Origin of the sequence: Pseudomonas sp. PD9R, assembly GCF_019200975.1 — a bacterium.
Taxonomy (GTDB): Bacteria; Pseudomonadota; Gammaproteobacteria; order Pseudomonadales; family Pseudomonadaceae; genus Aquipseudomonas.
This window is the reverse complement of record NZ_JAHTMR010000001.1, coordinates 401,874-428,449: the sequence shown is the minus strand read 5'-3', so window position 1 is coordinate 428,449 and position 26,576 is coordinate 401,874. Positions and strand designations below refer to the sequence as shown.

The 26,576-nt window shown below is 61.5% G+C and carries 21 protein-coding genes; 5 read left to right on the top strand and 16 right to left on the bottom strand.

Going from position 1 to position 26,576, the window contains the following annotated elements:
• Positions 1-2: 2 nt before the first annotated feature.
• The 14 genes from KUF73_RS01955 to KUF73_RS01890 all read right to left on the bottom strand — a co-directional run bounded on the left by KUF73_RS01955 (position 3) and on the right by KUF73_RS01890 (position 19,428).
• Complete coding sequence (locus KUF73_RS01955; RefSeq protein WP_218436348.1) at positions 3-1,835, bottom strand: secretin N-terminal domain-containing protein; 1,833 nt, start codon at positions 1,833-1,835, stop codon at positions 3-5.
• Positions 1,832-2,350 (bottom strand): hypothetical protein, encoded by a 519-nt coding sequence (locus KUF73_RS01950; RefSeq protein ID WP_218436347.1) that lies wholly within the window; start codon positions 2,348-2,350, stop codon positions 1,832-1,834. Before KUF73_RS01950 ends, KUF73_RS01955 begins: the two co-directional genes overlap by 4 nt.
• Positions 2,350-2,898: a GspMb/PilO family protein gene (locus tag KUF73_RS01945; protein ID WP_218436346.1), complete on the bottom strand. Its 549-nt coding sequence runs from the start codon at positions 2,896-2,898 to the stop codon at positions 2,350-2,352. Before KUF73_RS01945 ends, KUF73_RS01950 begins: the two co-directional genes overlap by 1 nt.
• Positions 2,885-3,430, bottom strand: coding sequence for a PilN domain-containing protein (locus KUF73_RS01940; protein ID WP_218436345.1), 546 nt, complete (start codon positions 3,428-3,430; stop codon positions 2,885-2,887). Before KUF73_RS01940 ends, KUF73_RS01945 begins: the two co-directional genes overlap by 14 nt.
• Before the next feature lies 1 nt (position 3,431).
• A complete protein-coding gene (locus KUF73_RS01935; RefSeq protein WP_218436344.1) occupies positions 3,432-4,235 on the bottom strand; it encodes a hypothetical protein in 804 nt (267 codons plus the stop codon).
• Positions 4,216-5,922 (bottom strand): GspE/PulE family protein, encoded by a 1,707-nt coding sequence (locus tag KUF73_RS01930; protein ID WP_218436343.1) that lies wholly within the window; start codon positions 5,920-5,922, stop codon positions 4,216-4,218. The genes KUF73_RS01935 and KUF73_RS01930 overlap by 20 nt, the downstream gene beginning before the upstream one ends.
• A gap of 84 nt (positions 5,923-6,006) precedes the next feature.
• On the bottom strand, positions 6,007-6,540 hold the full coding sequence (locus KUF73_RS01925; RefSeq protein ID WP_218436342.1) for a response regulator: 534 nt from the start codon (positions 6,538-6,540) through the stop codon (positions 6,007-6,009).
• Between the two features lie 222 nt (positions 6,541-6,762).
• Positions 6,763-7,716, bottom strand: coding sequence for a peptidylprolyl isomerase (locus KUF73_RS01920; protein WP_218436341.1), 954 nt, complete (start codon positions 7,714-7,716; stop codon positions 6,763-6,765).
• 13 nt (positions 7,717-7,729) lie between these two features.
• The gene (locus KUF73_RS01915; protein ID WP_218436340.1) at positions 7,730-9,280 is read right to left on the bottom strand and encodes an ABC transporter substrate-binding protein; all 1,551 of its coding nucleotides are present in this window, start codon (positions 9,278-9,280) and stop codon (positions 7,730-7,732) included.
• A 9-nt stretch (positions 9,281-9,289) separates the two neighbouring features.
• Positions 9,290-9,910 (bottom strand): SCO family protein, encoded by a 621-nt coding sequence (locus KUF73_RS01910; protein WP_218436339.1) that lies wholly within the window; start codon positions 9,908-9,910, stop codon positions 9,290-9,292.
• Positions 9,907-10,563, bottom strand: a complete 657-nt coding sequence (locus KUF73_RS01905; RefSeq protein WP_218436338.1) for an SCO family protein — start codon at positions 10,561-10,563, stop codon at positions 9,907-9,909. The genes KUF73_RS01910 and KUF73_RS01905 overlap by 4 nt, the downstream gene beginning before the upstream one ends.
• 13 nt (positions 10,564-10,576) lie before the next feature.
• Positions 10,577-12,526: a YncE family protein gene (locus tag KUF73_RS01900; RefSeq protein WP_218436337.1), complete on the bottom strand. Its 1,950-nt coding sequence runs from the start codon at positions 12,524-12,526 to the stop codon at positions 10,577-10,579.
• Between the two features lie 163 nt (positions 12,527-12,689).
• The gene (gene mnxG, locus KUF73_RS01895) at positions 12,690-18,509 is read right to left on the bottom strand and encodes a manganese-oxidizing multicopper oxidase MnxG (RefSeq protein ID WP_218436336.1); all 5,820 of its coding nucleotides are present in this window, start codon (positions 18,507-18,509) and stop codon (positions 12,690-12,692) included.
• Positions 18,510-18,819: 310 nt separating this feature from the next.
• On the bottom strand, positions 18,820-19,428 hold the full coding sequence (locus KUF73_RS01890) for a lytic transglycosylase domain-containing protein (RefSeq protein ID WP_218436335.1): 609 nt from the start codon (positions 19,426-19,428) through the stop codon (positions 18,820-18,822).
• 205 nt (positions 19,429-19,633) lie between these two features.
• On the opposite strand from KUF73_RS01890, the gene gspG reads away from it, so the two are divergent.
• The 3 genes from gspG (at position 19,634) to KUF73_RS31265 (ending at position 22,060) form a co-directional block, all read left to right on the top strand.
• Positions 19,634-20,083, top strand: coding sequence for a type II secretion system major pseudopilin GspG (gene gspG, locus KUF73_RS01885; RefSeq protein ID WP_218436334.1), 450 nt, complete (start codon positions 19,634-19,636; stop codon positions 20,081-20,083).
• Between the two features lie 14 nt (positions 20,084-20,097).
• Positions 20,098-21,285 carry a type II secretion system F family protein gene (locus tag KUF73_RS01880; protein ID WP_218436831.1) on the top strand — a complete coding sequence of 396 codons (1,188 nt, stop codon included), beginning with the start codon at positions 20,098-20,100 and terminating at the stop codon, positions 21,283-21,285.
• 124 nt (positions 21,286-21,409) lie between these two features.
• Positions 21,410-22,060: a hypothetical protein gene (locus KUF73_RS31265; RefSeq protein WP_256345299.1), complete on the top strand. Its 651-nt coding sequence runs from the start codon at positions 21,410-21,412 to the stop codon at positions 22,058-22,060.
• Between the two features lie 61 nt (positions 22,061-22,121).
• Here KUF73_RS31265 and KUF73_RS01865 read toward each other — a convergent pair whose 3' ends face one another.
• On the bottom strand, positions 22,122-23,024 hold the full coding sequence (locus tag KUF73_RS01865) for a LysR family transcriptional regulator (RefSeq protein WP_218436331.1): 903 nt from the start codon (positions 23,022-23,024) through the stop codon (positions 22,122-22,124).
• Between the two features lie 216 nt (positions 23,025-23,240).
• Between KUF73_RS01865 and KUF73_RS01860 the strand changes: the two genes are divergently transcribed.
• The gene (locus tag KUF73_RS01860; protein WP_218436330.1) at positions 23,241-24,263 is read left to right on the top strand and encodes an alpha/beta hydrolase; all 1,023 of its coding nucleotides are present in this window, start codon (positions 23,241-23,243) and stop codon (positions 24,261-24,263) included.
• A 106-nt stretch (positions 24,264-24,369) separates the two neighbouring features.
• Positions 24,370-25,797: a mechanosensitive ion channel family protein gene (locus KUF73_RS01855; protein WP_218436329.1), complete on the top strand. Its 1,428-nt coding sequence runs from the start codon at positions 24,370-24,372 to the stop codon at positions 25,795-25,797.
• Positions 25,798-25,926: 129 nt separating this feature from the next.
• On the opposite strand, the gene ycaC is transcribed toward KUF73_RS01855, so the two are convergent.
• Positions 25,927-26,553, bottom strand: coding sequence for an isochorismate family cysteine hydrolase YcaC (gene ycaC / locus KUF73_RS01850; RefSeq protein WP_218436328.1), 627 nt, complete (start codon positions 26,551-26,553; stop codon positions 25,927-25,929).
• Positions 26,554-26,576: the final 23 nt, after the last annotated feature.

Below are 26,576 nucleotides of genomic sequence, written 5' to 3'. Positions count from 1 at the left end.
GATCAAGGTTTCTCGATGGTGACGGTGGTGGCAATCGGAGCGCTGATGGGCTCAGCCGCCTGAACCGTCGACGCGCCCATTGAACGATCCGGCGCCTGAATGTGCATGCTGGTTTCGGTACCGGTCGTGAACTCCATGTCCGACGGGCTCTGGTACGGCAGGTTGCGCACGATCCGCGGCGTGATCGACAGCACCAGCTCGGATTTGATGACGTCGTCCCTGTTACTGCCGAACAGACGGCCGATGCCGGGAATGTCACCAAGACCGGGAATCTTGTTGCCGGTGCTGCCGTGGTCGTTACGCACCAGCCCGGCGAGGATCTGGGTTTCGCCATCATGCAGGCGCAACGTGGTCTGAGCGTTTCGGGTATCGACCTGGACCGGAATCGTGCCCTGGCGGGTCGGCTCCAGCGGCGTGGCATTACTGACTTCCAGCGCGACCTTGATCGCCACTTCGTTGTTCAGGTGCACGGTCGGCTGCACTTCCAGTTTCAGACCGACATCGAGGTAAGTCACGCTTTCGGTGATCACCGGTCCCTGGGTCGAAGGCACCGAGGTGGCGCTGATGATCGGCACCCGCTGGCCGATGTGGATGCGCGCCTGTTCGCGGTTGCTGACCCGAATGACCGGGCTGGCCAGGGTATTGATGTCCTTGTCCTGGGCGTTGATCTTGGCTTGTGGCGACGGCGAGATCGTAATCCGGCTGGAGTCGATGCCTTTGAGTTGATCCAGCAATGTCACCGCCGAACCGTCGCTGTTGACCACGCCGAAGGTGTTCGGCCATTGCAGGCCAAGGTCAAGAATGCGCTGACGGGCGACCTCCATCACTTCCACTTCCAGTATCACTTCCGGGTTGGACTGGTCCTGCGATTGCAAGAGCTTTTCCGCCATGCGAATGGCGTCGCCGGTGTCGCGCATGGTCAAGGTATTGAGGCGTTCATCGACGAACACGTCGCGGGTCTTGAGCATGGTTTTGATCATGTTCAGCGCGGTGTTGGCATCGATGCTGGTCAGGTAAAAGGTGCGCATCACCAATTCCTGATAATCCTTGAGCTTCTGCGGCGAGTCCGGGTAAATCAGCAAGGTGTTTTCGTTCACCACTTTCTGGTGCAGCTGGTTCTGTTGCAGCAGCAGTTCCACGGCGTCTTCGATGCGCACGTCACGCACGAAGATCGTGGCTTTCATGTCCGGGCGCAGGTCCTTGTCAAAGATGAAGTTCAAACCGGCGACCTGGGACAGCACTTCGAAAATGGTTTTCAGGTTGGCATCGCGAAATTCGAGCGTCACCGGCCGGTCCAGGCGGGTCCGCAGTTGCGGATATGGCACCACGTTGCGGCTCTGAACCAGGCGGATATTGCCTTGCAGTTCCTGGGCGCCCTGGTTGTTCGGGTCCAGTTCGAGAATCTGTTTGACCTGACGGTCGGCACCGTAGATATCGCCACGACGCAGATCGCCACGGGCCAGTTCGAGTTTTTCATCCATGCTGTGCAGATAGTCGAGCTGGCGAATGGAATCCTGAGCGCGGCGGTTGTTCGGTTCGATGGTCAACACCCGGCTGTAATCCAGGCGTGCCGACGGGAAATCGCGCTGGGTGCGGGCCATGTCGCCCTGGCTCAGCAGCGTCGTCACCGCCAGGGCACGGCCGCGGTTCAGTGCCATGTGCAAATCAGTATCACGCGGGTTTTCCCGCAACCCTTCTTCGATCCGTGCCAGCCCTGCCTCGTATTGACCTGACTCGATCAGGGCATTCGCTTCATCCTTGGCGACCTGTGCCGAGCTGCACGCAGCCAGCCCTGCACAGAGGCAAATGCTCATCAGCAAACGGGATTTGTTCATTGCGCGCTCCCCACAGACAAGGTCTGGGACAAATGCAGAGGCAAATAGACCAGGCTCAATTCCATGTCGGAAATCCGCTCGATCTTCCATGTTTTGTCGATCACATCCCCTTTGCGCACGACGTATATTTTTTCTCCGCTCTGCAAGAACACTTGCAGGTCAGTACGGTCATCCAGCCTGCCAATGAACTGGAATGGCATAGGCGGCGCAGTGGGGATTTGCACCACCGGGGTAACGTTGACGGGTTGTTCGTTGACGCTGGCGAGTGCCGGTGCAACCTTCCAGCTGCGGGCGGCGAACAGATCGCCGGCCGGGCTCAGATCTTTGATCGCAACCGGCGTACCGGAAGCTTGCGTGGCCGCCAGCGCGCCTGCGCTTTTGCTTTTACCGGTGGTTGCCACGGTGGCAACCGCAGGGTCACTGTCGTTGGCCTGTTTGAAGTATTCGGGCAGCCAGGTCAGTGCCGCCGCTACACCGAGGAACGCCACCCAACCCATTGCGCGCTTGGTATTCATCATGACCTCGACAGGTAAAGGGTCATGCGGATCCGCCCGGTCAGGTCGGTGTCGGCGATCTTCTTGCGCTGGAACTCCACGTCCTCCACCACCACCGCCGGCAACTGGCCGAGCAAAGCGTGCAGGAAACGCCGCAGCTGCGGGTAGCTGCCGCGCACTGGAAGCAGAATCTGGTAGCGCGCCAGGTGGGTCTTCGGATCGATGCCCAGCGAATATTCACCCCGACTCAGCGTGATGCGTTCCTGGGCGGCCAGCGCGTAAATCTTGTCGATGGCGACGGTGGCCTGCGGTTGCGATGGCAACTTGCTGCGAAAATCATCGAGTTGACGTTGCGGCACCACCGGTGCGGCCACCGTGCCGTCTTCGACCTTGGCCAGGTACTCGCTGGCTTCGCGCGTCTGCTGGCTGAGTTGTTGCAGTGACTGCCAGTCCGGCAACAAACCGGCCAGGCCCCAGGTCAGCGCCAGCACCAGCATCGCCAGCCCTGCCAGGCCAGGCACGCCCAGGCTTTGCAGGTATTCGTGGACGATCAATCTAGGGATTTGCATCGCCAATCTCCCAGGTAGCCGACAGGTTGAATTGCACCGGGTGTTCCGGCACGTTGGCGACGATTTCGTGGCTGAGCAGCGACACATCGGACAGTTCGTCGCTGGCTTCAAGGCGGCGGTGGAAGTCGAGCATGGCGTCCAGGTCGCGCGCTTCGGCGCTGATCCGCACTTGCCCTTTGCGGGCGTCCGGGGTCAGGGTCAGCAAGGCAATGTTGTCGCGAGGCATCGCTTCGAGCGTGGCGAACAGGCGCTCCCAAGGGCGGCGCAATTGCTGCGAGACCTTGCGCATCTCGGCCAGGTTCTGCGCCTGCTCGCGGATTTGCGCCGGGGTCAGGCTGACCTTGCTGCCGGTGTCACCGGTGAGTACGCGTTGGGTGGTTTGCAGGTGACCTTGTTGTTGCTCGGCCTCCACGCTGAGGTGTTGTTGAATGACGATGCAGGTCAGCGCCAGCACCACGCCACCGGCCAGCAGGCTCCAACCCAGGGGGCTTGAGCGACGGCGCGGCTGAAAGTCGAGCGTCAGGGCGCGCATGTCAGGCCACCGCCCGGGACATGACGTACAGGCTGTCGCGTACGGCTGTCCGGTCCTCTTCAAGGGTGCGCAAGTGCACGCCGGGTACATCGGGGTGCGATTCGATGCGGGCCGGCGCGTGCAGGTAAACGTTCAGCGGCCGTTCGCTGCTGGAGGCCTGCATTTGGCTTTCGCGGCCGATCAGCGCGGTCAGTGCGGCATCGCTGTCGCTGCTGCCCACCGAACGCACCGCCGTCCAGCGACCTTCGCGGGCCAGCAGCATCACGCTGCGTACCGGCTCGGCAACCACGAAGAGGAAGTCCCCGGCGTCGAAGCTTTTATCGAAGTGATTGAATGCGGCCATCAGGTACGGCTGCACCGAACGCAGCTTCAGGCCGCGCCCCGCAACCAGTGTGCGCAGGCGCTCCAGCAAATCTTGCGGCAGCGCCGTGGCGATCCGGTCGTAGCCGGCAGGTTCGGCCGAGAGCACCAAGCTCCAGGGTTGGCTCGGGGCACCGTAGAGGTCTTCGAAACACACTTGGGCAAACCCGCGCAGTTCATCGGGGCTGCTGATCTGTTCGCTCCAGGGCACCAGGCAGAAACGGCTGAAGTGTCCGGAGATCACCACAGTCAATTCCGCACCGGCACGGGCGTGTTCGCCCAGCAGACGGTCGAGGGTTTCCAGGGCCACGGCCCAGGCAAGGAAGCCCTCATCGATAAAGCCGACGCTGCCCAGCCACAGGGTTTGACTGCCCTGACGCTGCCCCAGGCCGACACCACTTGCGCCGAGTACGGCGACATAACGCTCACGAGATAAAAGTGACACGATTGATCTCCTCGAGAGTGGTCCGGCCTTGTTGCACCAGTTCCAGCGCCGATTCGCGCAGCAAGCGCAAGCCACGTTTGCAGGCGTGGGCCTTGATTTTCGAAATGGGTTGGCGCTCGACGATCATTTGCCGCAGCTCATCGTCCAGGTGCAGCAGCTCGGCGATCGCGCTGCGTCCGCGGTAGCCGGTGCCACGGCAATTACCGCAACCCTTGCCGTGGACAAAGCGGTAGTGAGCGACCTGTTGCGGGTCGAGCCCCGAGGTTTCCAGCTCTTCTTGCGTCGGGGTGTATTCGCTGCTGCAGCCGGTGCAGACCAGTCGAATCAAGCGCTGGGCCAGCACCGCGTTAAGGGCGCTGACGAGGCTGTAGGGGTCGATTTCCATCTGGGTGAAACGGCCGATCACATCGAACACGTTGTTGGCGTGAATGGTGGTGAACACCAGGTGCCCGGTGAGGGCCGATTGCACGGCGATCTGCGCGGTATCGGGGTCGCGGATTTCACCGACCATGATTTTGTCCGGATCGTGACGCAGGATCGAGCGCAGGCCACGGGCGAAGGTCAGGCCTTTCTTTTCGTTGACCGGGATTTGCAGCACGCCCGGCAGCTGATACTCCACCGGGTCTTCGATGGTGATGATCTTGTCCACACCGTGGTTGATCTCGGTGATCATCGCGTACAGCGTGGTGGTCTTGCCGCTACCGGTGGGGCCGGTGACCAGCACCATGCCGTAGGGTTCGGCGGCAAGCCGGCGCAGTTGGCGCAGGGTTTCCTCTTCGAAGCCCAGCGCCTGCAATTGCACGCCACAGACTTTGTCCGCCAGGTCCTGTTTGTCCAGCACCCGCAGCACCGCGTCCTCGCCGAAAATGCTCGGCATGATCGACACCCGGAAATCAATCTGCCGACCGCTGATGCCAATCTTGAAGCGACCGTCCTGGGGCACGCGTTTTTCGCCGATGTCCAGTTCGGCCATGACCTTGACCCGGGAAATCACTTGTTCGGCAAACTCGTTGCCCTGGATTTTACTGATGTTGTTCAGCACGCCATCGATCCGGTACTTGATCACCAGACCGCTGCCGGTGGTGCCCAAATGGATGTCGCTGGCGTGCATTTTCAGCGCGTCATAAAGGGTCGAGTTGACCAGTTTGACCACCACGCTGGAGTCTTCGCTGATGCTGGTCAGGGACAGACTTTGCAGCGTATCGATTTCGGTATTGCCGTCGGCCTGGGCGTTGAGCGATTCCACCGCGTGGAAGCTCTCTTCGTGACGCGCCAGATAGGCTTTCAGGTCGTCGGCGTGCACCAGATACAGCGGCGCGCCATGCAGGCAATCGTCGATCCAGGCCAGGCGGGCCGTGTCAAAGGGGTCGGCAAACACACCGATGACCGCATCATCGTGACGCAGCAGCGTGAATTCGCGCTTGAGGCATTGGGCCAGGGTAACCCGGTCGAATACCGGGGTGGCTTGAAACAGGCTGTCGGTGTCGAGCACCGGATAATGCAGGGTGGCGCCGAGGCAGTGAATGAAAGGCATCGGGGCGAGTTCGCACAACTCCCCGAGGGCATCCAGCATCCGTTCGCCGGAACTGGTGGCCAGCGCCCGTGCCTGGGCCAATTGCTCACTGGAAAATCGGGTCGGTACGCACTCCAGCGGCGACGGTTCCACAACAAGGGATAGACGGTCCATGGCTTGCTCTCCAACGCCCGGGGCTTTGAGCCCTGTCGGCGCGGCGAGCTGGTTCGGCGGGGGCCGGAACGTCTTGTCGCGCCACTACTCCCCGGTGAGCAATTGTTCGTCGTCTGGCGCTTCGGAGGCCGATGTACTTCGTCGGCGATCTGCAAGCACCCAACTACCGTCGTACAACTGCAGCGGGAAACTCTCGGTCCTGCTCTGGCGTCGTTCGACAAAGCCTTCAGAAGTACTCACAGCCGTGTTGGGTTCGCGCTCCATCCCCAGAAGATCGCAGACTGCCCGGGCCAATTCCGCCAACGGAAACGGTTTGAACAGGATATGGCTGACTCCCAGTTGCCGGGCCCGGTCGCAAACTTCTGCGGTGGGGTGCCCTGTGATCAGCACAAAATGACAATTCCTGTTCTGGCGGACAGCATCGAGCACCTCAAAGCCTTCCATATCGGGCAAGCGGTAATCGAACACCATCACGTCGGGTGCGAAATCGTGAGCTTCCACAATTCCTTGCGCACCGTCGTGAGCAATCCGGACTTCCAGCGCTTGCGCCTGCAGGTAACCCTGGAGGTTTTCCGCAAGAAGCTGTTCGTCTTCAACAACCAGTACTTTGTTTAACAAGGTGGACTCCTTGAAACCGCAGGTCCGAATACCGAACCTGGCGGAGTGCGCGCCTTAATAGGTCTAACGCACACTTCATGCCAGGCTGAGCGCCGGTCATTTTATTACTTCATGTCCTTGAATTTAAAAACAATGCCTTTTCGTCCACATGCCCCACCCCCCAAAAACGGGGAAAAGCGAACGGATCTGCATTGATGCTTTTCCCCACTGTTGGGGAATGGCTCAATCATCGTCAATCCGTTCAATCCGGTTACTGGAGCGCAACTGCGCCAGAACCTGCAGACGAGCCTGGACCTGTTTCTGTCGGGCAAGGTACGCCCGTACCATGTCAAGTCCTTGCTCCTCTGTGACATCGGCTGCCTCCAATCGGTTCTCTAAATAAATCAGATGCCAACCTACCGCCGTACGCACCGGTTCGCTGACTGCACCCGGTGCCAGGGCAAACGCTGTCGCTTCGAACTCAGGCAACATTCGCCCCCGGGTAAAGTAGCCCAGTTCGCCGCCGTCGCTGGCCGAGGCGTCTTCGGAACCGGCCTTTGCAACACTGGCAAAATCGGCACCCTGATGGATGCTCGTACGCATTGCCTCCAAGCGTAGTCTTGCAGCTTCAACAACGGAAGCCTCCGCACCCTGAGGCACTTTGATCAGGATATGCCTGACCTGCACTTCTTCGGGCCGGTTCATTTCGGCGCGATGCTCTTCAAAAAACGCCCGTACCTGCTTGTCCTCCGGTTCGCTGGTTTGAGTGAGTTCGGCAAACACTTGCCGCGCCGCCAGTTCACGCCGGGTGTACTCGGCATAGCCGGCCTCATCGAAACCGGCGTCTTCCAGGCGTCGGGCGAACACGTCGGCACCACCAAAGGCCTGACGCGTCTGATCAACCTGGCTTTGCACCGTGGCATCGCTGATCACCACGCCGCGCTTGAGCGCTTCCTGCCAAAGCAATTCCTTGTCGATCAAGGCGTCCAGGGCCGCCTTGCGCAATTGCGCGTAGGCCTTGGGGTTGCGGATATTGCCCACCGAGCGGCCCTGGTCCTCCAGGTACTCGGCGAAATAACGCTCCAGGCGCAGCTGCGATATTTCTTCGCCATTGACCCGTGCCACAGCCGGGCCATTGCTGCAAAACGCAGCGGGAACCCACAGCGTCAGCAGAACCAGCAGAGTGTTGAGTTTCATCTTCGGCCTCCGGTCAGGGCATGGCGGCAATGGGTTTGTACGGGGCAACCAGATAGAAACGCTGGTCGGGCAGATCTACCGTGACAATGTGTGCGCCACTCAGGCCCTGACGGCGGCCCGGGCCGAAGCTGATCAACGGCGTGAGCCCGGTATCGAAGTCATGCAGGCCTTCCAGCGCGCTGATCAGTTTTTCGCGGCTGGCGTCCCGCCCGGCCTGCTTCATGCCTTCACTGAGCAGCATCATCGAACTGAACGCACCGACTTGCAGGACCGCATGCTCGCCGCCCAGTTTCTGCCGTTCGCGCAACTGGGTCAGGGCCAGGCGCCCGGCCATCGTCCAGTCGCTGGGCACGAACGGATACGCCAGAAATACCCGCCGGGAAAAGTCACTGGGCACTTGCAGCAGATCCCCCGCCACCTGGTTCGAAGCCGCGAACAGGTAAGGCAGCTGCCCCGCCGTCTGCAAGCGCTCGGCCAGGTGACTGAAACCGTTGCTGCTGCCCATGTAAAACACCGAACGCGAACCCAGCGGCAGTTCGTCCTGCGCCGACGCATAGGCTTGCAGGCGCACTTTCTGCCAGGCGTTGTCTTGCAAATACTGCGCGAGTTTTTCCGCTGCCGACCGCTGGCCGGGATCGTCCGGGTAGGCGATCAGCGTTGGCCCCTGGAGAACTCGCAGGCTCGCCGCCGCGTAATTGGCCAGGGCAATCATTTGCTCGGGTAACCCCGGCAACGGCTCGAAAATCTGTCGGCTGGCCAGGGTTGTGCCTTGCAATGAAAGCGGCCCGATCAGGGGCACGCCGGCCCGTTCCAGGCGTGGTGCGAGCTCCGAATCCAGCGCCGGCACCAGCGGCGCAATCAGCGCGAACACCTGTTCCTGTTCGATCAGTTGGTCCAGCGCCCGCTCGGCGCTGTCGCGGTCCGGGCCGGGATCGAGAATAGTCAGGCGCAACTGCCGGCCATGAATTCCACCGGCGTCGTTGATCCGCGTCACGCACCCATTGAGCACTGCCGCCACCGTGACGCCCTCCTCGCTCAACGCGCCGGTACTCGGCAACAACGTGCCCAGGTGCAAACTGTCGGGGCTCAGGCCTGGATCACGGTCATCGGCCAGGCGCTTGAGGTACGCCGTGAGGTTGCGCTGGTCATTCATCGACAGCACGAACCTGGGCATCGCCGGGTCGAGCCGGTTGTTAGCGGAATCGCGCCCTTCCTGAATCGCCCTCGCCAACGTGCTCTCGTTATAGGCCGGATAGGCGCGCCCGTTGATTTGCTGTTGACCGTAAGTGCTGGAAAGCCGCGACCAGGTCAGGTCCGGTGGGCGCACCCCGCCTTCGGGACGACCGATACCGTCGCTGCCATGGCAGTTGGCACACGGCAGGCTGGTGGCCGGCAACAGCATGCCCGCCGCCCCGATCCGCGCCATGATCGGCTCGCCACTTGCCGACACGCCTTCGCGGTACAGCCGTTTGCCGGCGCTTTCACTGGGCGTCAGCGACAACGCCTGGGCGGTCAGGCTGGTGCCGGCGAAAATGAGCAGGCCGAAGATGAGGGCTTTTTTCATGGCGCGGACTCAGCGACCGGCCACGGGCATTGTCAGCAACTGCAAACGCTGGGCAATGGCGGCGGCCGGGGCATCGGGACGGATTTTGCTCCAGCGTTTGTTGGCTACGTCACCCACGATCAACTGCGTGGAATGCTGTTCGGGGGTCGGCACGATCTGGCCGATGCGGCTCAGGACCAGATCCATTTGTGCCTTGTCGCCGGTAAGAAAAAGCCAGTGGGGCCCATTGACGCCCTGCTTCAAGGTGTAAGCCTTGAGTACCGCCGGGGTATCCCGCAGCGGATCACTGGTAAGGGAGATGAAGGTGATGTCGTCCGCTTTGTCGCCCAGCACTTCACGAACTTCCTTGAGCTTCTGGGTGATCAACGGGCAGGCATCGGTGCAACTTGTGAAAATCACATTGAGTAGCACCACGCGGTTCTGCAATGCGTCGCTGTAGAACCGCAGGGTGTTGCCGTTCTGGTCCTGCAACGGCGTGTCGGTGAACCAGGTTTTTGCATCGCGGGTGCCGCCGCTGGGTTGTGCCGCCGCGACAGCGGGTGCCGGTTCTTCATGCCCTTCATGGGCGAATGCCACCGCACTGAAGATGCAAAAGCAGATGCACAGGGCGACCCAGTCGAAGATTCTCATGGCTGCTGCTCCATCGCGATGGCGGTGTGTTTGGCGTGGGCGTTGCGCTGGCCGCTGAGTTTCTCGACTTCACGGCTGAGCACCGTCGGGTCGGTAAAGCCGTAATAACGGGTCCAGTGACGGCTGTTGCCATCGCCCACCAGAATCAGTGGCGCATGGTTTTTGAAATCACCACTGAAGGTGCCCAGGCCCTTTAGGGTTTCGTTGACCGACTGCGGGGTGCCGGTCAGCCAGCTCCAGCCCGGACCATTCTGAAAAGTGCGGGCGTAGTCGTTCAGGCGTTTGGCGTCATCACGCTGCGGGTCGATGCTGATCGACACCAACTGCACCTCGGTGCCAACCCGTGCACCCAGTTGTTTCTGCACCTTGCCCATGATCGAGGACACCACCGGGCACACCGTGGTGCAACTGGTGTAGATGAAGCTCATGACCACGATCTTGTTGCTGACCAGGTCTTTTTCCAGGCGCACGGTTTTACCGTTCTGGTCCACCAGCGCCACGTCGGCGAATTTGACCTGGGTCGTCTCCGAACGAGCGCCCTTGGCCTCCATGTTGTGGCCGGCATGTTCATCGGCCGAATGGGCCAGGGCCTGGCCTGTCCCTACGGCCAACAGGCAGAGCGTCAGCAGGCCGCGATGTGCAGATCGGTTCATGTCGATGTCCTCTTCAATGAGCGTCGTCGGGTGTCACCCGAACACTGGCAAATGTCTGGTCGCCGAAATTTGCCCCCAGTGACGCTGCACGCACGTGCAAGTACCAGGCGCCTTTGCGGTCAAGGGTCACCGGGGCTTCATAAACGCCATTGCCGACGTCCAGTGCCGCGACGTGCTGTGGCCGTGAAGTCGGCGCCAGGAAGTAGCGCACCTGAACGTCCTTGACCCCGCTGCGCTCGACTTTCTGCTTGCCCTGGACGATGCGGAACCGCACGACGTAAGGGCCCGGCGCGGCGGTGGATTTGCCGAGCAAGAACTCGACTGTCGGCACGCCAGCGTGCTGCTCGATGCTGGGGTTGGCCTCCACCACAGTGCTGAAGCAATGGATGATGTTCGGTTGATTGAGCAGGAACGCCACGTCGAAACGCCCCGCCGGCGGCAACTTGATCCGCGCGCTGTAGAGCCCCGGTTCAACCTCGCGCAGGCTGCGGTCAATCACCAACGCGGCCCGCGCCACTTGCCCGCGATTGGGGTAGCCGGACATCGGCGCGTTCATGCCTTCGGCGTAGAAGTAGGTGGTGTTGTCGACCGGGTTGACCACAAACACCGCGTTGTCGTCCCGCGACACAGCCAGGCTCGATGCCAGCGGCAAGTCACCGGCCAGCCGTGGTGCCTGAGGCCCGGCTTCAAAGCCTTGGCTGATCGGCATACGGCCTTCGCCGAGTGACGACAGATTGATCATCGTCACTTTGGGCGATGCCAGTCCGCGTACGTAGGCATAGGCCTTGGTGAACACCACTTGATAGGGTTCGGCGGACACGTCCAGTTCATGGATCAACGAGTCGTTGGCGGCATCGATCACCGAGGCCTGGTTTTCCAGGGTGTTAAGGACGATGCCGAAACGGCCATCCGCACTGAAACCCATCGGGCCGAGGCCCTGCTTCATCTTGATGACCCGACGCACCGACTGGTTGGCGGCATCGACCACCGTTACCGTGCCGTCCTTGCCATCCGCCACATAGGCCGCGCCGGACAGCGGCGAGTACACCACCGACAACGGGCGTGAACCGGTCTTGAGCTGTTTGCTGAGGGTCAGGCTGGCGATATCGATGATGCTCAGCGTGCCGTCGTCGCGGTTGGTGACGAAGGCAAACCGGCTGTCCTTGCTGAAGGCAATTTCGTGGTGCCCGCCGCCCGTGGCCAGGTGTTTGAGGGTTTTCAGGCTGTGGGTGTCGATCACCGTGACCCCGGATTGCGCCGCCGATTGCGCATTGTTGCCGACCCACAGCAGGCGCTCGTCCGGTTGCAGCGCTACGCGCACCGGGTTGCTGCCGGCCGTCACCGAGTCCAGCAGTTTGAATTGTTCACTGTCGATCACCGCAACTTCGCCAGCCGTCGGCATCGAGATAAATACTCGTTTGTTGTCTCTGGGGGTGACCCAATCCATCGGTGGTTGCTTGATATCGATCCGGGCCATGGTGCTGGTGATGCCGCCCACCGACACCGACGGATCGACCACCGAGACGCTGGCGTCGCGGTTCATCACCAGCAGGAAGTAGCTGTTGAGATCCAGCAGTGGCCGCGCGCCGATGCTCGATTTGAGGAACACCCCGACCCGGGATTTGCAGCTCTGCTTGCGACCCTGGGCCTGGTCGGCGGCAATGGTTTCCGGGTCCAGCCAGGCACCGGGGGCGACGCCCGCCAGGGGTTGGCCGGACGCTTGGTCAGTGACACGAAATTGCACGTCGGCAAATTCGCCTTCACGCAGCACGCCGTCCTCGGCCAGCGGCCGCACGTTGAGCGCCACCGAAACGCCGTCTCGCTCAAGCGTCTGGCCGGTCCAGGTGTTGGGCAGCTCAACTTCGCTGAGCAAGGTAGACGGCGACGTGCGCCATACCCCGAGCCAGATCAGCGCCACGCCGACTATCAGCGCACCGCTGGCGATTTTGATGGTCCTGTTCATGCCAAAACTCCCCTTTACCAATCTGTACCTGCCTAACTTCTGTAGGAGCGAAGCTTGCTCGCGAAGGCGTCATCCGGTTCACCACCAAAGAACGAGGTGAACCCTTCGCGGGCAAGCCTCGCTCCTACAGGATCGGGGGTGTTGTTCACCGCCGATCCAGTTCCTACGGTGTTGGGGTCGGCTCCGGTTCGTTGGTCACCCGCAGCAATCCCCATAACCCGGCGGTGTTGCCATAGGCGGCGTAGTCGCGGAACAGGTAGTCGCCCGGTATCGCGTTGACGCCCCCGGCGCTCGGGTGCATGAAGCTGAAGTGCGCCGCTGGCAGAACGCTTTCGTGGGCGCCGATGTACATCGACATCGGGTTGTAGCCGAACCGCACCGAACCCACACCCGGAGTACCCATCGGGTAGCCGCCGGTGTCGCTCTTCTCCGACAGGAACGGGTTGACCGACCAGACGTGACCGTCGAGCTGGAAGGTGGTGCCGCGACTGCCGCCGGTCGGCATGAGAATGTGCGTGCGGAAGGGTTGCCCCGGTTTGACGTACAGCACCGGTGTCTGCGGATCGCCGCCCACCAACGCATTGCTGTAGGCCATGTGCGCGTTCGGCATATCGCCGTAACCCGCGCCGTCGGCATGCCCGAATGGCGCATCCGGGGCCAGGCCGAAGCGGTACCAGATCGGCTCGGCCTTGTAGTTGATGGCCATGCTGGAGTTGTCTTGCGGATCGGTCGGCACGCCGAAACCTTCGGCGGCAATCCCTTCCACCGGCCGGCCATTGGCCCAGCGAATGTTCAAGGCTTTCTGCCAGACCATCGCAAAATCGCGGTAGCTGGTTTGTCCCGGTGCGGTGACGGTCGCGTTCACCTTGCGCACGTCGTCAACCCAGGTCGCGCCGACCGGCAGGATGCTCATTGCACCGCCCAGGCCTTTTTGCGGCTGCTTGATCACGTCCGCCGGCGTGAAATTCAACCCGCCGAATTCCACCGCCGTGGCGTTGATGTTGTCGACGCTGCGGCCCAGTTGCGTGATCGGTTTGCCTTCACGCTCCAGGTGCCCGGCGTAGTACTGATACGTCCGGGTCGGGTACGCACCGCTGCTGCCGATACGCGGTGGCACGGTCTGGATCGGGTTGACACCAACGTTGGTGCCATCGGATTTGGTGATGTCGTACGCCAGCAATTGCGCGTGCAGACCCACGTGGCTCGACGGCCGCATCAGGTTGTTGCTGAAGGTGGTCGAACCGGTGCCGCTGTTGCGATCACGTTTGACCATGCCTTGCATCACCGCCGTCTGAGTCAGGTCCGGCATGACCGTAGGCAGGCGGTTTTCCAGGGTGATGTTGATGCAGTCACCCGCAGCGGCGCGCAGCACCAGCGGTTCGACGGGCACACCGGGTTTAAGCTTGCCGGTGGTTGGATCGAGGTCGGCCTTGCGCACATACAGGATCGCGGTCGGGTCATGCAGCGGCCCGCTTTGCCCACCGATGGTGATGGTTTCACCGTCTTCAGGGTCGGTCACGGTGACCTGCGGAATACTCACTGTCCGCGAGTTGAACACCAGGGTGCCACCCGCCGGATTCAGCGGGCCGCCGACATGCTGGCCAAGCCCCGCCGAGTCGCCGATGGACAAGCCCAACGGGTTTGTGAGGATGTCGTTGGCCAGCGCAGCAACCACGTCATAGTTGCGTTGCGGCGTTGGCCGGGTGCCGATGCCATTAGGATTGGCACCGATCCGTGGGCAGCTGCCGTCGAAGGCTACGGTGTTGCGCATGCCGGCCGGTTTCGGATTGTTCGGCAGGGCGAACAGGTCATTACGCTGCGCGGTGTAGTTGCGCATCACGCCCCAGATACCGCTCCAGTAACCTTCGATCGACGCGTCCATCGAGTACAGATAGTCACCGGTGGTGGCCGCCGAACTGGAGAGCATCGAGACCGGCGCAATGAAGCCCATCTGCTCGGAGATCCCGATCATCTGCGACGCGCGCCAGCCGGAGTTGGAGCTGTTGCCGAAACCGGAACCGCTTTGCAGCCACTTCACGCCGTGCAGGGTGACGTTGTGCTCCTCTTCGTGACCGCCGGCATGCACCCGCAGCCGCACGTTGTCACCGGTGTAGGTGCGCAGCATCGGGGTGAAGGGGTCGCCCGGTTCGGCACCGCCCTTGTTGACGTGCGGCGGGAACAGTGTGGTGCCGCCGGTTGGGCCGGTGGCCGAGGTGATCAGGTTCGGCGCCAGGTTCATCGCCGGAATGGCGCGATCAGTCCGGCTTTGCATGGCGTACGCGAGGTCGCCGCCCAGGCCATCGGCCTGCATGCCGCGCTTGCCATCCGGGCCGACGCGGTTCGGGTCGTACACCCGCAAGGCCAGCGGTTCGTTGCGGTAATTGACCACGAACATGCCAGGGTCATCGACCGAGATCGCCTGCGGGCACGGCCGGGTCGGGCAGCCAGGAACCATGCCGCCCTGCACTTCAAGAACGCCGTCCAGCAGGCTACTGGCGTTATTGCGCACCGGCGGGTTGATCGCGTAGCGGAAGCTGTCGGCGGTGGCCGGGAAGCTTTGCGCATCAGGCACGCCGTTAGGTCCCGCGCCCACGTACACGCCGGCTTCATAAGCGTGCTGGAAGTCGCTGTATTCGAGGAAGAACTCGCGGAAGCTGTCGTTCTTGCCGTCGCCGTCCAGGTCACCGGTGGAAATTACCGCCTGCCATGACGTCGGCCCGCCGTCCTGACGCGCGCCGCTGTACAACGGCTCGCCGGTTTCGGCGTGGAACCAGGTGGAACCGGCCGGCTCAGCCAGCACCGTGGCATACAGACCAATCTGTTGGTGCGTCGACGGGCCGAGGTGGTCGTGGGTAAAAATGGTGCCCAGGCCACGGTCGACACCTTTGCTGTTGACCACCGGATCGACGAACCAGCGCTGCATTGCCGTGCGCGCACCGACCCAGTCGGCCCGGCCGTATTGGCCAAAGAACGGGTGATTTTTAGCTTTCGGGCACGCGGGTGTTCCGTCACGCGGATCGGCGCCTTCACACTGGTTGAACTCACGAATGGCGCGGATGCGTTCTTGCACGGCGCCAGGGGAAAGTACGCCGTCTTCATAGTTCCAGCCGTTGGCTGAGCCGTCGGCCGATGTCAGGTCCCACTTCGGCAGGTGGATGTGCTGACCGATCACGTCGGTCGGTGTGCGCACCTGATAGTCGTCCATTTCATAGGTGGCCGGGACCAGGTTGGTTTGCTGGTACTGCACGCAATCGAAGGTATTCATGCGCATCACCAGCGGTTCTGGTGGACGCTGTTTGGTGATCACCGGCCAGGCGTCTTCCCACAACGCAAGGATGCGTGCCTGCGGGAAGTGGTAGCCGACTTTGTTGTACACCGCGTCAAACTGAATGTTCGCCGCTTTATAGATGCGAGGGCGGTCGGCAGTGAAGGTCGAGGCACCGATGAACGACATGCCATCGACGCGTTCACCACTGTTGAACTCGCCTGTGCCAGCGCTGCTGGTCAGGCGTTTTTGCCGGTCATCCATGCACGGTTCGTAGTACGGTGCGCCAGCCATCGGCAAGGCGCCATTGGTGCGGAAGTTACGCGCCACCACCTGGTTGCCCGGCAGCACGGCGTAGCTTGGGTGGTCTTTTTTGGCGTGGAAAGCCATGGCCGCCTGTTCGACTTCTGTGCCTTCTTCCGGCATGTAGATCGGTTTGGCGCGGGTGACCTCCTTGGAGAAATCCAGTGACGTGGTCACGGTATGCGCCTGCCCGCCTGAGGAGAAACCGTCCAGGGAATGACGTCCCAAACCGCCGTCCCAGCCACCCGACTGATTCGGGTCGAGGTTGGCCCACAAGGCTTTGCCACTGGCTTTCAAGGACTGCGCCGTGGCGGCATCGAGCATGTCCAGCGGTGGCGTCGGTGGGCGTTGGCCGACCGAACTTTCCATGCCGCCGATCCAGAACGGATAGCCAGGGTTTTTAAGGGTGCCGTCAGGATTGCGGTTGGCTTCGCTGCGATCCACCAGCGCCAGCGAACCGATGGCTTGAGCGCCACCGCTGCCGCCATGGTGCTCGCCGTCATCGTCTTCTTCATCGTCATCGTCGTTGGCGGCCACCAGGGTCTCGCCGACTTTCGGTACGACCGCGACTTTGCCCGGCATCGGCGCCATGGCTTTTCCAGGTAGCGGCACCACCGCCGGAATGGGTGTGCCGGCAATGATTTCGCCATCGGGCAAGGCCCGTGCGCCAGCCGCCGGTTTACCGCTGCGCAGGGCATAGGGTTCGCTGTGATAGCCGTCGGCACCCTGCTGCGACACTTCGAGCCGGGTGCCTTCTTCAAACACGTCGTGCACCCGCCACATGGCCCACATGCCCTGGGCAAAGTGCGGATAGAAGTGGCAGTGATAGATCGCATCGCCCGCTACCCGGTTGCGGTTGCCCGAGCCACCGTTGGCGATTTCATAGGTGTAGCCGGCACCCGGACCGATGCCTTGGGCGTCCACATAATCGGAGTTGTCATCGTTGGGGTTGAACAGCCACTGATGCCCGTGCAGGTGGAAAATGTGCTGCTCATGACCGTTGTGGGTGTTGCGGAATTTGACGAAGTCACCGATGTAGCTGTGGTTGACGTTGGACGGCTCGGACGGGTACAGCGCCATGGTCGCCTTGACCCCGACCTGATCGGCCCTCGGCACTTCACCAGGACGAATGTTCTCCAGGCCGGCGTTGGCCGGTACATCCACCAGCATCGCCACGTCGCCGACGGTGTGGGAGCTGAGGAAGAATTCTTCATAGGCGCAGGACAGGCAGTCATGCATCGGCCCCACACCCAATCGGTTGGCGACCACCTCGGCGCCCATGCCGCCGGAGCCGTAGTTGATCATGAACGAATCGCGGGTCGGCTCCAGCACGTGGGCCATCACCGGGTCAGCCCAGTAAGCGGGAAAGGCTTGGGTTGCGGCGGTTTCATCCTGGAACTGCGAGGCGAAATCGCGGAAAGGCTCCAATCGATTGGGCAACGCGGGGTTGCGTTTGCCCACGGATTCCAGCGGATACGTCGAGGGCGGGAAGCTGCCATCGGCGTTGCTGCCCATCACGATCGCGTCGCTCTCGCTGGAGATGATTTCATTGCCGTCGACCATGTTGATGATCGGCGTGCCAGCCTTGCCTTCACGGAGCCAGGGCTCGCGCTGCGGGTAGCGTGCCTGGTAATCGACGATGGGCTGACCGGCCGGCGTGCGACCAGTGCTGGCCAGGCGCATTTCTTCTTCGGTCAAAGTGTTGCGATAGGTGCGCCCGCCCCTGGGCACCACCACCACTTCGCCAAACAAACCGTTGGCCACGTTGCCGGCGTCGCCTTCGCCACCGAAGGTCGCGCCCCGGCTGCTGGCGGCGAATGCGCCTTCACGCTCGGCGTACAAGGTATAGGTGCGAGTGGCGCCGGGCGGAATCAAGCTGTTGCCGTTGCGCCCGGTAAACGAAGCGATGTCGTCGATGCTGTTGACCGCTTGCAGGCCGTTGACCTGGAAACCGACATGGCGATCAGTGACCTGCTCGTCGACCTTGAAGTCATCGTTGTTGCCAATTTCGATGCCTCCCTCTTCCTCCTCGCCACCCTCGTGCGAGCCGGGGTTGGCCTGGTAAGCCAGCAGGTTTTGCAGGTTGATGGTCAGGCAGTCACCGGCGGCGACTCGCAGCACCAGCGGACGCGGGCGCTTGTCGGCTCGCAGTGAAACCTTGCCCGGCACCGCCGCACCGCCCTTGGCCAGTGAAACGTCACGGTCATCGACCACATCGCGACGCAGGGCGAACATCATGCCGTTGACGTTCTGCGCGCCGAGGCGGTTGAACATCAGCGGCTGGTCCAGCGCCACGACGTTCGCCACCAGATTGCGTTCGCAGCGTGCAGCGGCCTCAACCAGCTCGACACTGAGCATCGAGCCTGCCAACAGCAGCAATTGGAGTAAGGACGGAGCGTGGATTATGCCGGTCATGATCACAGGCCTCGCTGTGGGTGCTCACAGGGAATAATTCTCGACAAATGGCTTGGAGCAATCTGCATGCCATAATTTTTTTACTTGTTTTTCATACCCTTACGACAATCAATTGATGAACCGGGGAATATTCCCCACTTATTTCCCCCGATTTGCGGGCTGTTTTTTTTCCCAAGATCAAAAGATCGCAGCCTGCGGCAGCTCCTACATTTGTTGGCGGACTCCATGTGGGAGCTGCCGCAGGCTGCGATCTTTTGATCTTCATCAGCTCTCCCCCAAATGTGGGGGAACTCTGCCCCACGATCCCCGCTCACAGCGGAGCGTCCTCCGACAGCCCCTGCAGACGCCGGTATTGGCGCAGCACGCTGGGCACATAACGCTGGGTTTCGGCGAACGGCGGGATCACTCCGCCACGGCTGAGCACCGCCTGCGGCCCGGCGTTGTAGGCGGCTACGGCGAGGGCAATGTCGTTATCGAACAGTGTCATCAGCCGTTTGAGATAACGGGCGCCGCCCTGGATGTTGGCCTTGGGGTCGTAGACATCGGCCACGCCCATTTCACGCGCGGTGTCGGGCATCAACTGCATCAGCCCGCCCGCGCCCTTGGGTGACACGGCACTGGGGTTGTAATGCGACTCCGTCTGGATCACCGCATGCAGCAGCGCCGCCGGCAACGCATTGGCCGTGGCCGCCGCTGAAACCAGCTCGGCATAGGGCCTGGCGGCGATCATTTGCGGTTGCTGATCAAGGCTGACCAGCGCCTTTTCAGGTTCATGAATGACCCGTTCATAGTGGCGTCCGGGGCGGTGGACATTGGACAAAACGAAATTGCCCTTGGCATCCACGGAAACGAACACATCGGCCTGAGCGACGCCGGTCAACAGCATCAAACCGAGCAGTCCTGTGGTGAGTGTTTTCATTGTTCTGTCTCCCCTGCCCGGCCCCGAAAAATGGGGGTAATGCCCCAATGACCAGTCGTGAATCAGCCATACGCAAGCACTGTGCCGAAAGCGCAAAAGGCCGTAGTACGGGGGTTCAGGTGAATGCCAAACGGTTTGCCAACCCTTTGCATGGCAATTGCATAAGCCTTTATTGCGACCCTTCTGCCGACTGTGTGAGGTCATCATGAAACAGCGCCTGTGTTTCGCCCCGCGTGATTTTTCCCTGCGCGCCCAGCGCGGGTTCACCCTGCTTGAACTGTTGGTGGTGCTGGTGGTGCTGGGGCTATTGGCCGGTATCGTCGCGCCGAAGTATTTCGCTCAATTGGGCCGTTCCGAAGTGAAAGTGGCCAAGGCGCAAATCGAAGGCCTGGGCAAAGCGCTGGACCTGTACCGGCTGGAAGTCGGCCATTACCCGTCGACCGAACAGGGTTTGCAGGCACTGGTCACCGCACCCAGCGATGAAACCCACTGGACCGGTCCGTACTTGCAGAAAAAGCTGCCGCAGGACCCATGGGGCCGTAATTACAACTATCGCTACCCAGGCGAAAACGGCGAGTACGACCTGCTGTCCATGGGCAAGGATGGCCAGCCGGGCGGCGAAGGTGAAAACGCCGAAATCACCAGTTGGCAGTGACGGGAATGGCCACCATACGTTTTCACCTCAAAGCGGTAGGCAAGGCGGGTGTCGTTTCAATGACCGTCGAGGCAACGGGTGACAGTGAAGCCCGGCGCATCGCCGAAGACCAGGGCCTGCGAGTGGTCAGCGTGCACGCCGAACGACACTGGCGCGCGCTGCGGGTCAAACAGCGCGAGACCTTCAACCTGGTGTTGTTCAGCCAGGAACTGACCACGCTGCTCAATGCCGGCCTGCCGTTGATCGATGCGCTGGAAAGCCTTGCGGAAAAAGAGAACGCGCCGCAGGCCCGCAAAACCTTGAACGGGCTGGTACGCCTGCTTTATGAGGGAAAATCGTTTTCCCAGGCGTTGGCCCAGATGTCCGCGGTCTTCCCTCCGCTGTACGTTGCATTGGTCCAGTCCAGCGAAAAGACCGGCGCCGTAGGCGATGCGCTGGGTCGTTATGTCAGCTATCGCCAGCGCATGGACGAGGTTCGCCAGAAGATCGTCAGCGCTTCGATCTACCCCATGCTGTTGCTGGTGGTGGGTGGTGGCGTGGTTTTGTTTTTGATGGGCTACGTGGTGCCGCGCTTCAGCCTGGTGTTCGAAGGGCTGGGTTCCGACCTGCCGTGGCTTTCGCAGATACTGATGAGCAGCGGCATGTTCCTGCACGCCCACCAGGGCGAATTCTTCGGCGCCTTTGCGGCGATCATCGTCGCCCTCGTGCTGCTCAAGCGCCAACCGGCCTTTCGTCGCGGCGTCGACCGTTTGATCGAAAAGCTGCCGGCGGTGCACCAGCGCATCTTCATGTACGAACTGGCGCGCTTCTACCGCTCCCTGGGGATTCTGCTGCAAGGCGGCATTCCCCTCGTTACCGCCATGGGCATGGTCCGCAACCTGCTCACCGTTGCCTCCCGCTCGCGCCTGGACCAGGCCTGCGAACGGGTGCGCGAAGGGCAATCCTTGTCGACGGCGCTGGAACTCAATCACCTGGTGACGCCGGTGTCCCTGCGTCTGCTGCGTGCTGGCGAGCAGTCCGGCAACCTCGGGCAAATGATGGAGCGCAGCGCCGACTTCTATGACGAAGAAATCAGCCGCTGGATCGAATGGTTTGTGCGGTTGTTTGAACCCTTGTTGATGACCTTCATCGGCTTGCTGATCGGGGTGATCGTGATTCTGATGTACATCCCGATATTCGAGCTGGCCTCCAGCATTCACTGACCGTCAGGAGCAAGGTCGAGCTATTCGTTGCACCGTTCATCGACGTTTTGACTGACTAACCGAATAAAGCACTGCACTGGAGTGTTTATCAAAGTTCAACCTGAAGAAGAAGACGGAGATCGATATGCACATGAACAAGCTTTTGTTGGCTGTTGCTATTGGCGCAGTTCTGTCAGCGTCTACCGTACTGATTCCGGACAACCTGTCCGGCATGTCGAGCGCTCAGGCAAGGGAAGGAGGTAGCGGCGGTGGTGGTGGCGGCGGTGGTGGCCACGGTGGCGGCGGCGGTAGTGGCGGCGGTGGCGGTGGCGGTGGCCACGGTGGCGGCGGCGGCGGTAGTGGCGGTGGCGGTGGCGGCGGTCATGGTGGTAATGGCGGCGGCAATGGTGGCGGCGGCAATGGCGGTAGCAGCGGCAGTGGTCACAGTGGCTCTGGCAGCAGCGGCACCAGCGGCACCAGCGGCAGCGACCATGCGTCGGGGCACACCGGCAGCACAGCCTCATCCAACTCCGGACGCAACAGCACCCATGCCGAACCGGGTGATGACCATGGGGTTCATCAGGCTGGACAAGTCGGTGATGACCACGGAGTGCATCACGCCGGACAAGTCGGTGATGACCACGGGGTTCATGTCGGCGGCGAAGTGGGTGATGACCACGGCGTTCATCAGGCTGGGCAAGTTGGCGACGATCGCGGCATTCACGCCAATGGTGAGGTCGGCGATGACCGCGGCATCCATGTCGGCGGCGAAGCGGGCGATGACAAAAGGACCTGACACCCTTTGATCACCCAACAACACATAACCCTGTAGGAGCTGCCGGAGGCTGCGGCAGCTCCTACAGTGGATTGTGTGGATCGCTTTGATCCAGCCGCTCACGCAAAAACTCGATCAACGCCTGCACCGGTCGCGATGACTGACGATGCTGCGGATACACCGCCGACAACGTCAGCGGTTCCGGCCGAAACGCGTCCAGGACCGGCACCAGTCGCCCGTCTCTCAGCGCCGAACCCACGATAAACGTCGGCAAGTACGTAATCCCCATCCCGGCGATCGCCGCGTCTTTGAGCAACTCACCATTGTTAACCCGCATCCGTCCGGTAACGTTGACGGCCAGCGGCTTGCCCTGCCCCGCGAAACGCCACTGCACCTGACGTCCATGACCATAGGGCAGGCAGTCATGATCGTGCAGGTCTTCCGGTTTGAGCGGCGTGCCGCGCTCGGCCAGGTAGGCCGGGCTGGCGCAATACACACGCTCGATGGAGGCAATGCGCCGGGCAATCAGCGTCGAGTCTTCCAGCGTACCGATGCGCAATGCCAGGTCGTAGCCCTCGCCAAGCAAATCCACCGGACGGTCGCTCAGATCAACTTCCACCGTGACCTCGCGATAGCGCTGCAAAAACACCGGCAGCAGGCACCCCAAGTGCGCCAGGGCAAACGACAGCGGCGCACTGACGCGAATGGTCCCGCGCGGCTCGGTAGTCTGCCCGGCGATGCCCTGCTCCACTTGCTCGACCTCACCCAGCAGGCGCAGGGCTGACTCGTAATAACTCTGGCCCAGGGGCGTGACGTCCAGCCGGCGGGTCGAACGGTTGAGCAGCCGCACGCCGAGACGTTCTTCGAGTTGCATCAAGCGTCTACTGATGAACTGCTTGGACAGGCCCAACTGATCGGCCGCTGCGGTGAAGCTGCCCGAGTCCATCACCTGGCAAAAAATACGCATATCTTCGAACGGGTTCATTGTCACGCCTTGGTTGACAGTCAAACACCTTATAGCCGCTTTTTCCCTTTTCGACACCCTATTAATCTGTGTCCACGGTGTTGACACCGATACCCGCAGGCGCTGCCGAAGGCTGCGATCTTTTGATCTTCAGCGATGCAAAAAAAAATCAAAAGATCGCAGCCTTCGGCAGCGCCGACACGGACCGCAGACCATTAATTAAAAAGGATTTACCTAATGAACATCGTCAAAAAAACCCTGACCGCTTCCCTCCTCGCCCTCTCCATCGGTAACGCGTTTGCCGCCGGCAGCCCCGGTGTCGAACACAACACCCAGGCCTTCCTCGAAGCCCTCGCCGCCGGTGGTGGCAAGCCGCTTGAGCAACTGAGCCCGAAAGACGCGCGTGCGGTGCTGACCGGCGCCCAGTCTTCGGTGAAGGTGGACCTGTCGGGTGTGGACGTCAGCGACCGGGCAATCCAGGTCGATGGTCAAACCCTCCACCTCAAAGTCGTGCGTCCGGCCAAGGTCAAAGGCGAGTTGCCGGTGTTCATGTTCTTCCACGGTGGCGGTTGGGTGCTGGGTGACTTCCCGACTCACCAACGCCTGATTCGCGACCTGGTAGTGGGCTCCGGCGCGGTCGCGGTGTATGTCGATTACACGCCATCCCCGGAAGCGCAATACCCGACGGCGATCAACCAGGCCTACGCCGCGACCCGCTGGGTGGCCGAGCACGGCAAAGAAATCGGCGTCGACGGCAAGCGTCTGGCAGTAGCTGGCAACAGCGTCGGCGGCAACATGGCGGCAGTCGTTGCGTTGATGGCCAAGGAACAGAAAGCTCCGGCCTTGCGCTTCCAGTTGCTGATGTGGCCGGTCACCAATGCGCAGTTCGACGATGGCTCGTACCAGCAATTTGCCGAGGGTCACTTCCTCACCAAAGGCATGATGCAGTGGTTCTGGGACAACTACACTACCAACCCGGCCGAACGTGCGCAGATCCATGCTTCGCCGCTGAATGCCAGCGCCGAACAGCTCAAAGGCTTGCCCGCCGCGCTGGTGCAGACTGCCGAGTTCGACGTGTTGCGCGATGAGGGCGAAGGCTATGCCCGCCACCTGGATGCGGCCGGTGTGCCGGTCACGGCAGTGCGCTACAACGGCATGATTCATGACTTCGGCCTTTTGAATCCGCTGAGCCAGATTCCGCAAGTGAAGGCGGCGGTGCGCCAGGCAGCGCTGGAACTCAAGACTCATTTGAAGCCCTAAAAGCAAAAGATCGCAGCCTGCGCAGCTCCTACAGGGAAACGCATTCCAAATGTAGGACCTGCCGCAGGTTGCGATCTTTTTTCCCGAGCACCACGGAGCGTTGCCCATGTCCCTTTTCTACACCCACCTGTTGTCCTGGAGCGCGCTGCTGCTAGTGATCGACGCCGTGCTCTGGCACCTCGCGCCGTTCCAGCACCGCGTCACCCGAGTCGGTTTGCGCACCGGTCTGTTCCTGATCTTCAGTACGCTCATCATCAACGCCGGCGTCAGCCCGTTGCAGGCACCGCTGTTGGCTGATGACCCAGTGGCGCAATTGGGGGCCACGGCGCTGGGGATTCTCTGGTGGTTGTACGCCGCACGGGTGCTCACCGAAATCATTGGCCTGGTGCTGATGCGCCGTATCGGTCATAGCGGACGGTTGTTGCAGGATGTCATCGGCGCGCTGGTGTTTCTGGCCGCCATTGTTGCCGCAGCGGGTTATGTGCTGGAGCTGCCGGTGAAAGGTTTGCTGGCGACCTCCGGCGTGGTCGCCATCGTCGTCGGTCTGGCGTTGCAGAGCACGTTGAGCGATGTGTTTTCCGGGATTGTGCTCAACACCACCAAGCCCTATCAGGTGGATGACTGGGTGATGATCGACGGCGTCGAAGGCAAGGTGCTGGACATCAACTGGCGAGCCACCCATCTACTGACCAGCGTCGGGACCACGGCGGTGGTGCCGAACTCGGTGGCGGCCAAGGCGAAGATCGTGAACCTGAGTCGCCCGAGCAACATGCACGGTGTGTCGATCAGCATTCAGGTGCCCAACCATATTCGCCCACGACGCGTGCTCGATGCACTGGACCGCACCCTTCAGGGCAGCAGCAGTTTGCTGTTGAATCCGGCACCGAAAGCGGTGCTCAAAGAGGCCGGCGAAACCATGTCCGAATACGTGGCCAGCGGGTTTATCGCCGAGCTGGGCAAAAAAAGCGAAGTGCGCAATCAGTTGTTCGACCTGGCCCATCGGCATCTTGAAGCGGCCGGCATTTCCCGGCAGCTCGATGGTGTGATCGAACCCTCGACCCGCGCGCGGGCATTGCTCGACGAGGTGAAAATCTTCCGTTCCCTGAGTGCAGAGGAACGTGACAGGCTGGCGCAGGGCATGGTGGCGCAGCAATACGCGGCGGGTGAAGTGGTGCTGGAGCTGGAGGCAGTACCAGACAGCCTGTTCGTCATTGCCACAGGCGTGGTCAGCGCTACCCTGCCCGACGGCACCGGGCAAACCGAAGCCGGGCGCATGGGCCCCGGCGAAGTCATGGGCGAACAAAGCATCATCGCCGACACCCCGTCCCAGGCTCGTTTCACCGCCATGACCTCAAGCATCATCTACCGCCTCGACAAATCCCTGACCCGCAGTTGCATGGAGCAACGCGGCGAAGTCGGCCGGGCGATGAACAAGTTGCAGGCAGTGCGGGAGCAGAGCAGCCGGCTGGCATTGATGAGCAACCCATTGCCGATCAAGAAAGGTGGTTTTTTGGGATGGTTGCAGAAACGTTGATGAAACACCTGTAGGAGCTACCGAGCGAAACGAGGCTGCGATCTTTTGATCTTGTTCTTAAAAAAACAAAGTCAAAAGATCGCAGCCTCGTTTCACTCGGCAGCTCCTGCAGGGGTAAACGTTACGTTCTTACTTGGCGGTGAACGCCGTGTAGCTGTTGATCAGGTTGCGATAGTTCGGGATGCGTGCCGACAGCAGGTTGGCCAGGCCTTCCATGTCGTTGCGCCAGTCGCCTTGCAGTTCGCACGCCACGGAGAACCAGTTCAACAGTTGCGCACCGGCCGCCGACATACGCGCCCAGGCCGCTTGTTGCACAGCGGTGTTGAAGGTGCCGGAAGAGTCGGTGACCACAAACACGTCAAACCCTTCGGCCAGCGCCGACAGCGTAGGGAACGCTACGCATACGTCAGTCACCACACCGGCGATGATCAGTTGCTTGCGGCCGGTGGCCTTCACTGCCTTGACGAAATCTTCGTTGTCCCAGGCGTTGATCTGGCCAGGGCGAGCAATGTAAGGGGCATCCGGGAACTGCGCTTTCAGTTCCGGCACCATCGGGCCGTTCGGGCCCGATTCGAAGCTGGTGGTGAGAATGGTCGGCAGTTTGAAAAACTTGGCGATGTCACCCAGGGCCAGCACGTTGTTCTTGAATTCGTTGGGCGAGAAATCCTGCACCAGCGAGATCAAGCCAGTCTGGTGATCGACCAGCAACACCACTGCATCGTCTTTGTTCAGGCGCTTGTAAGGAACGTTGCTCATGTGAAACTCCTTGGTGGATGGTT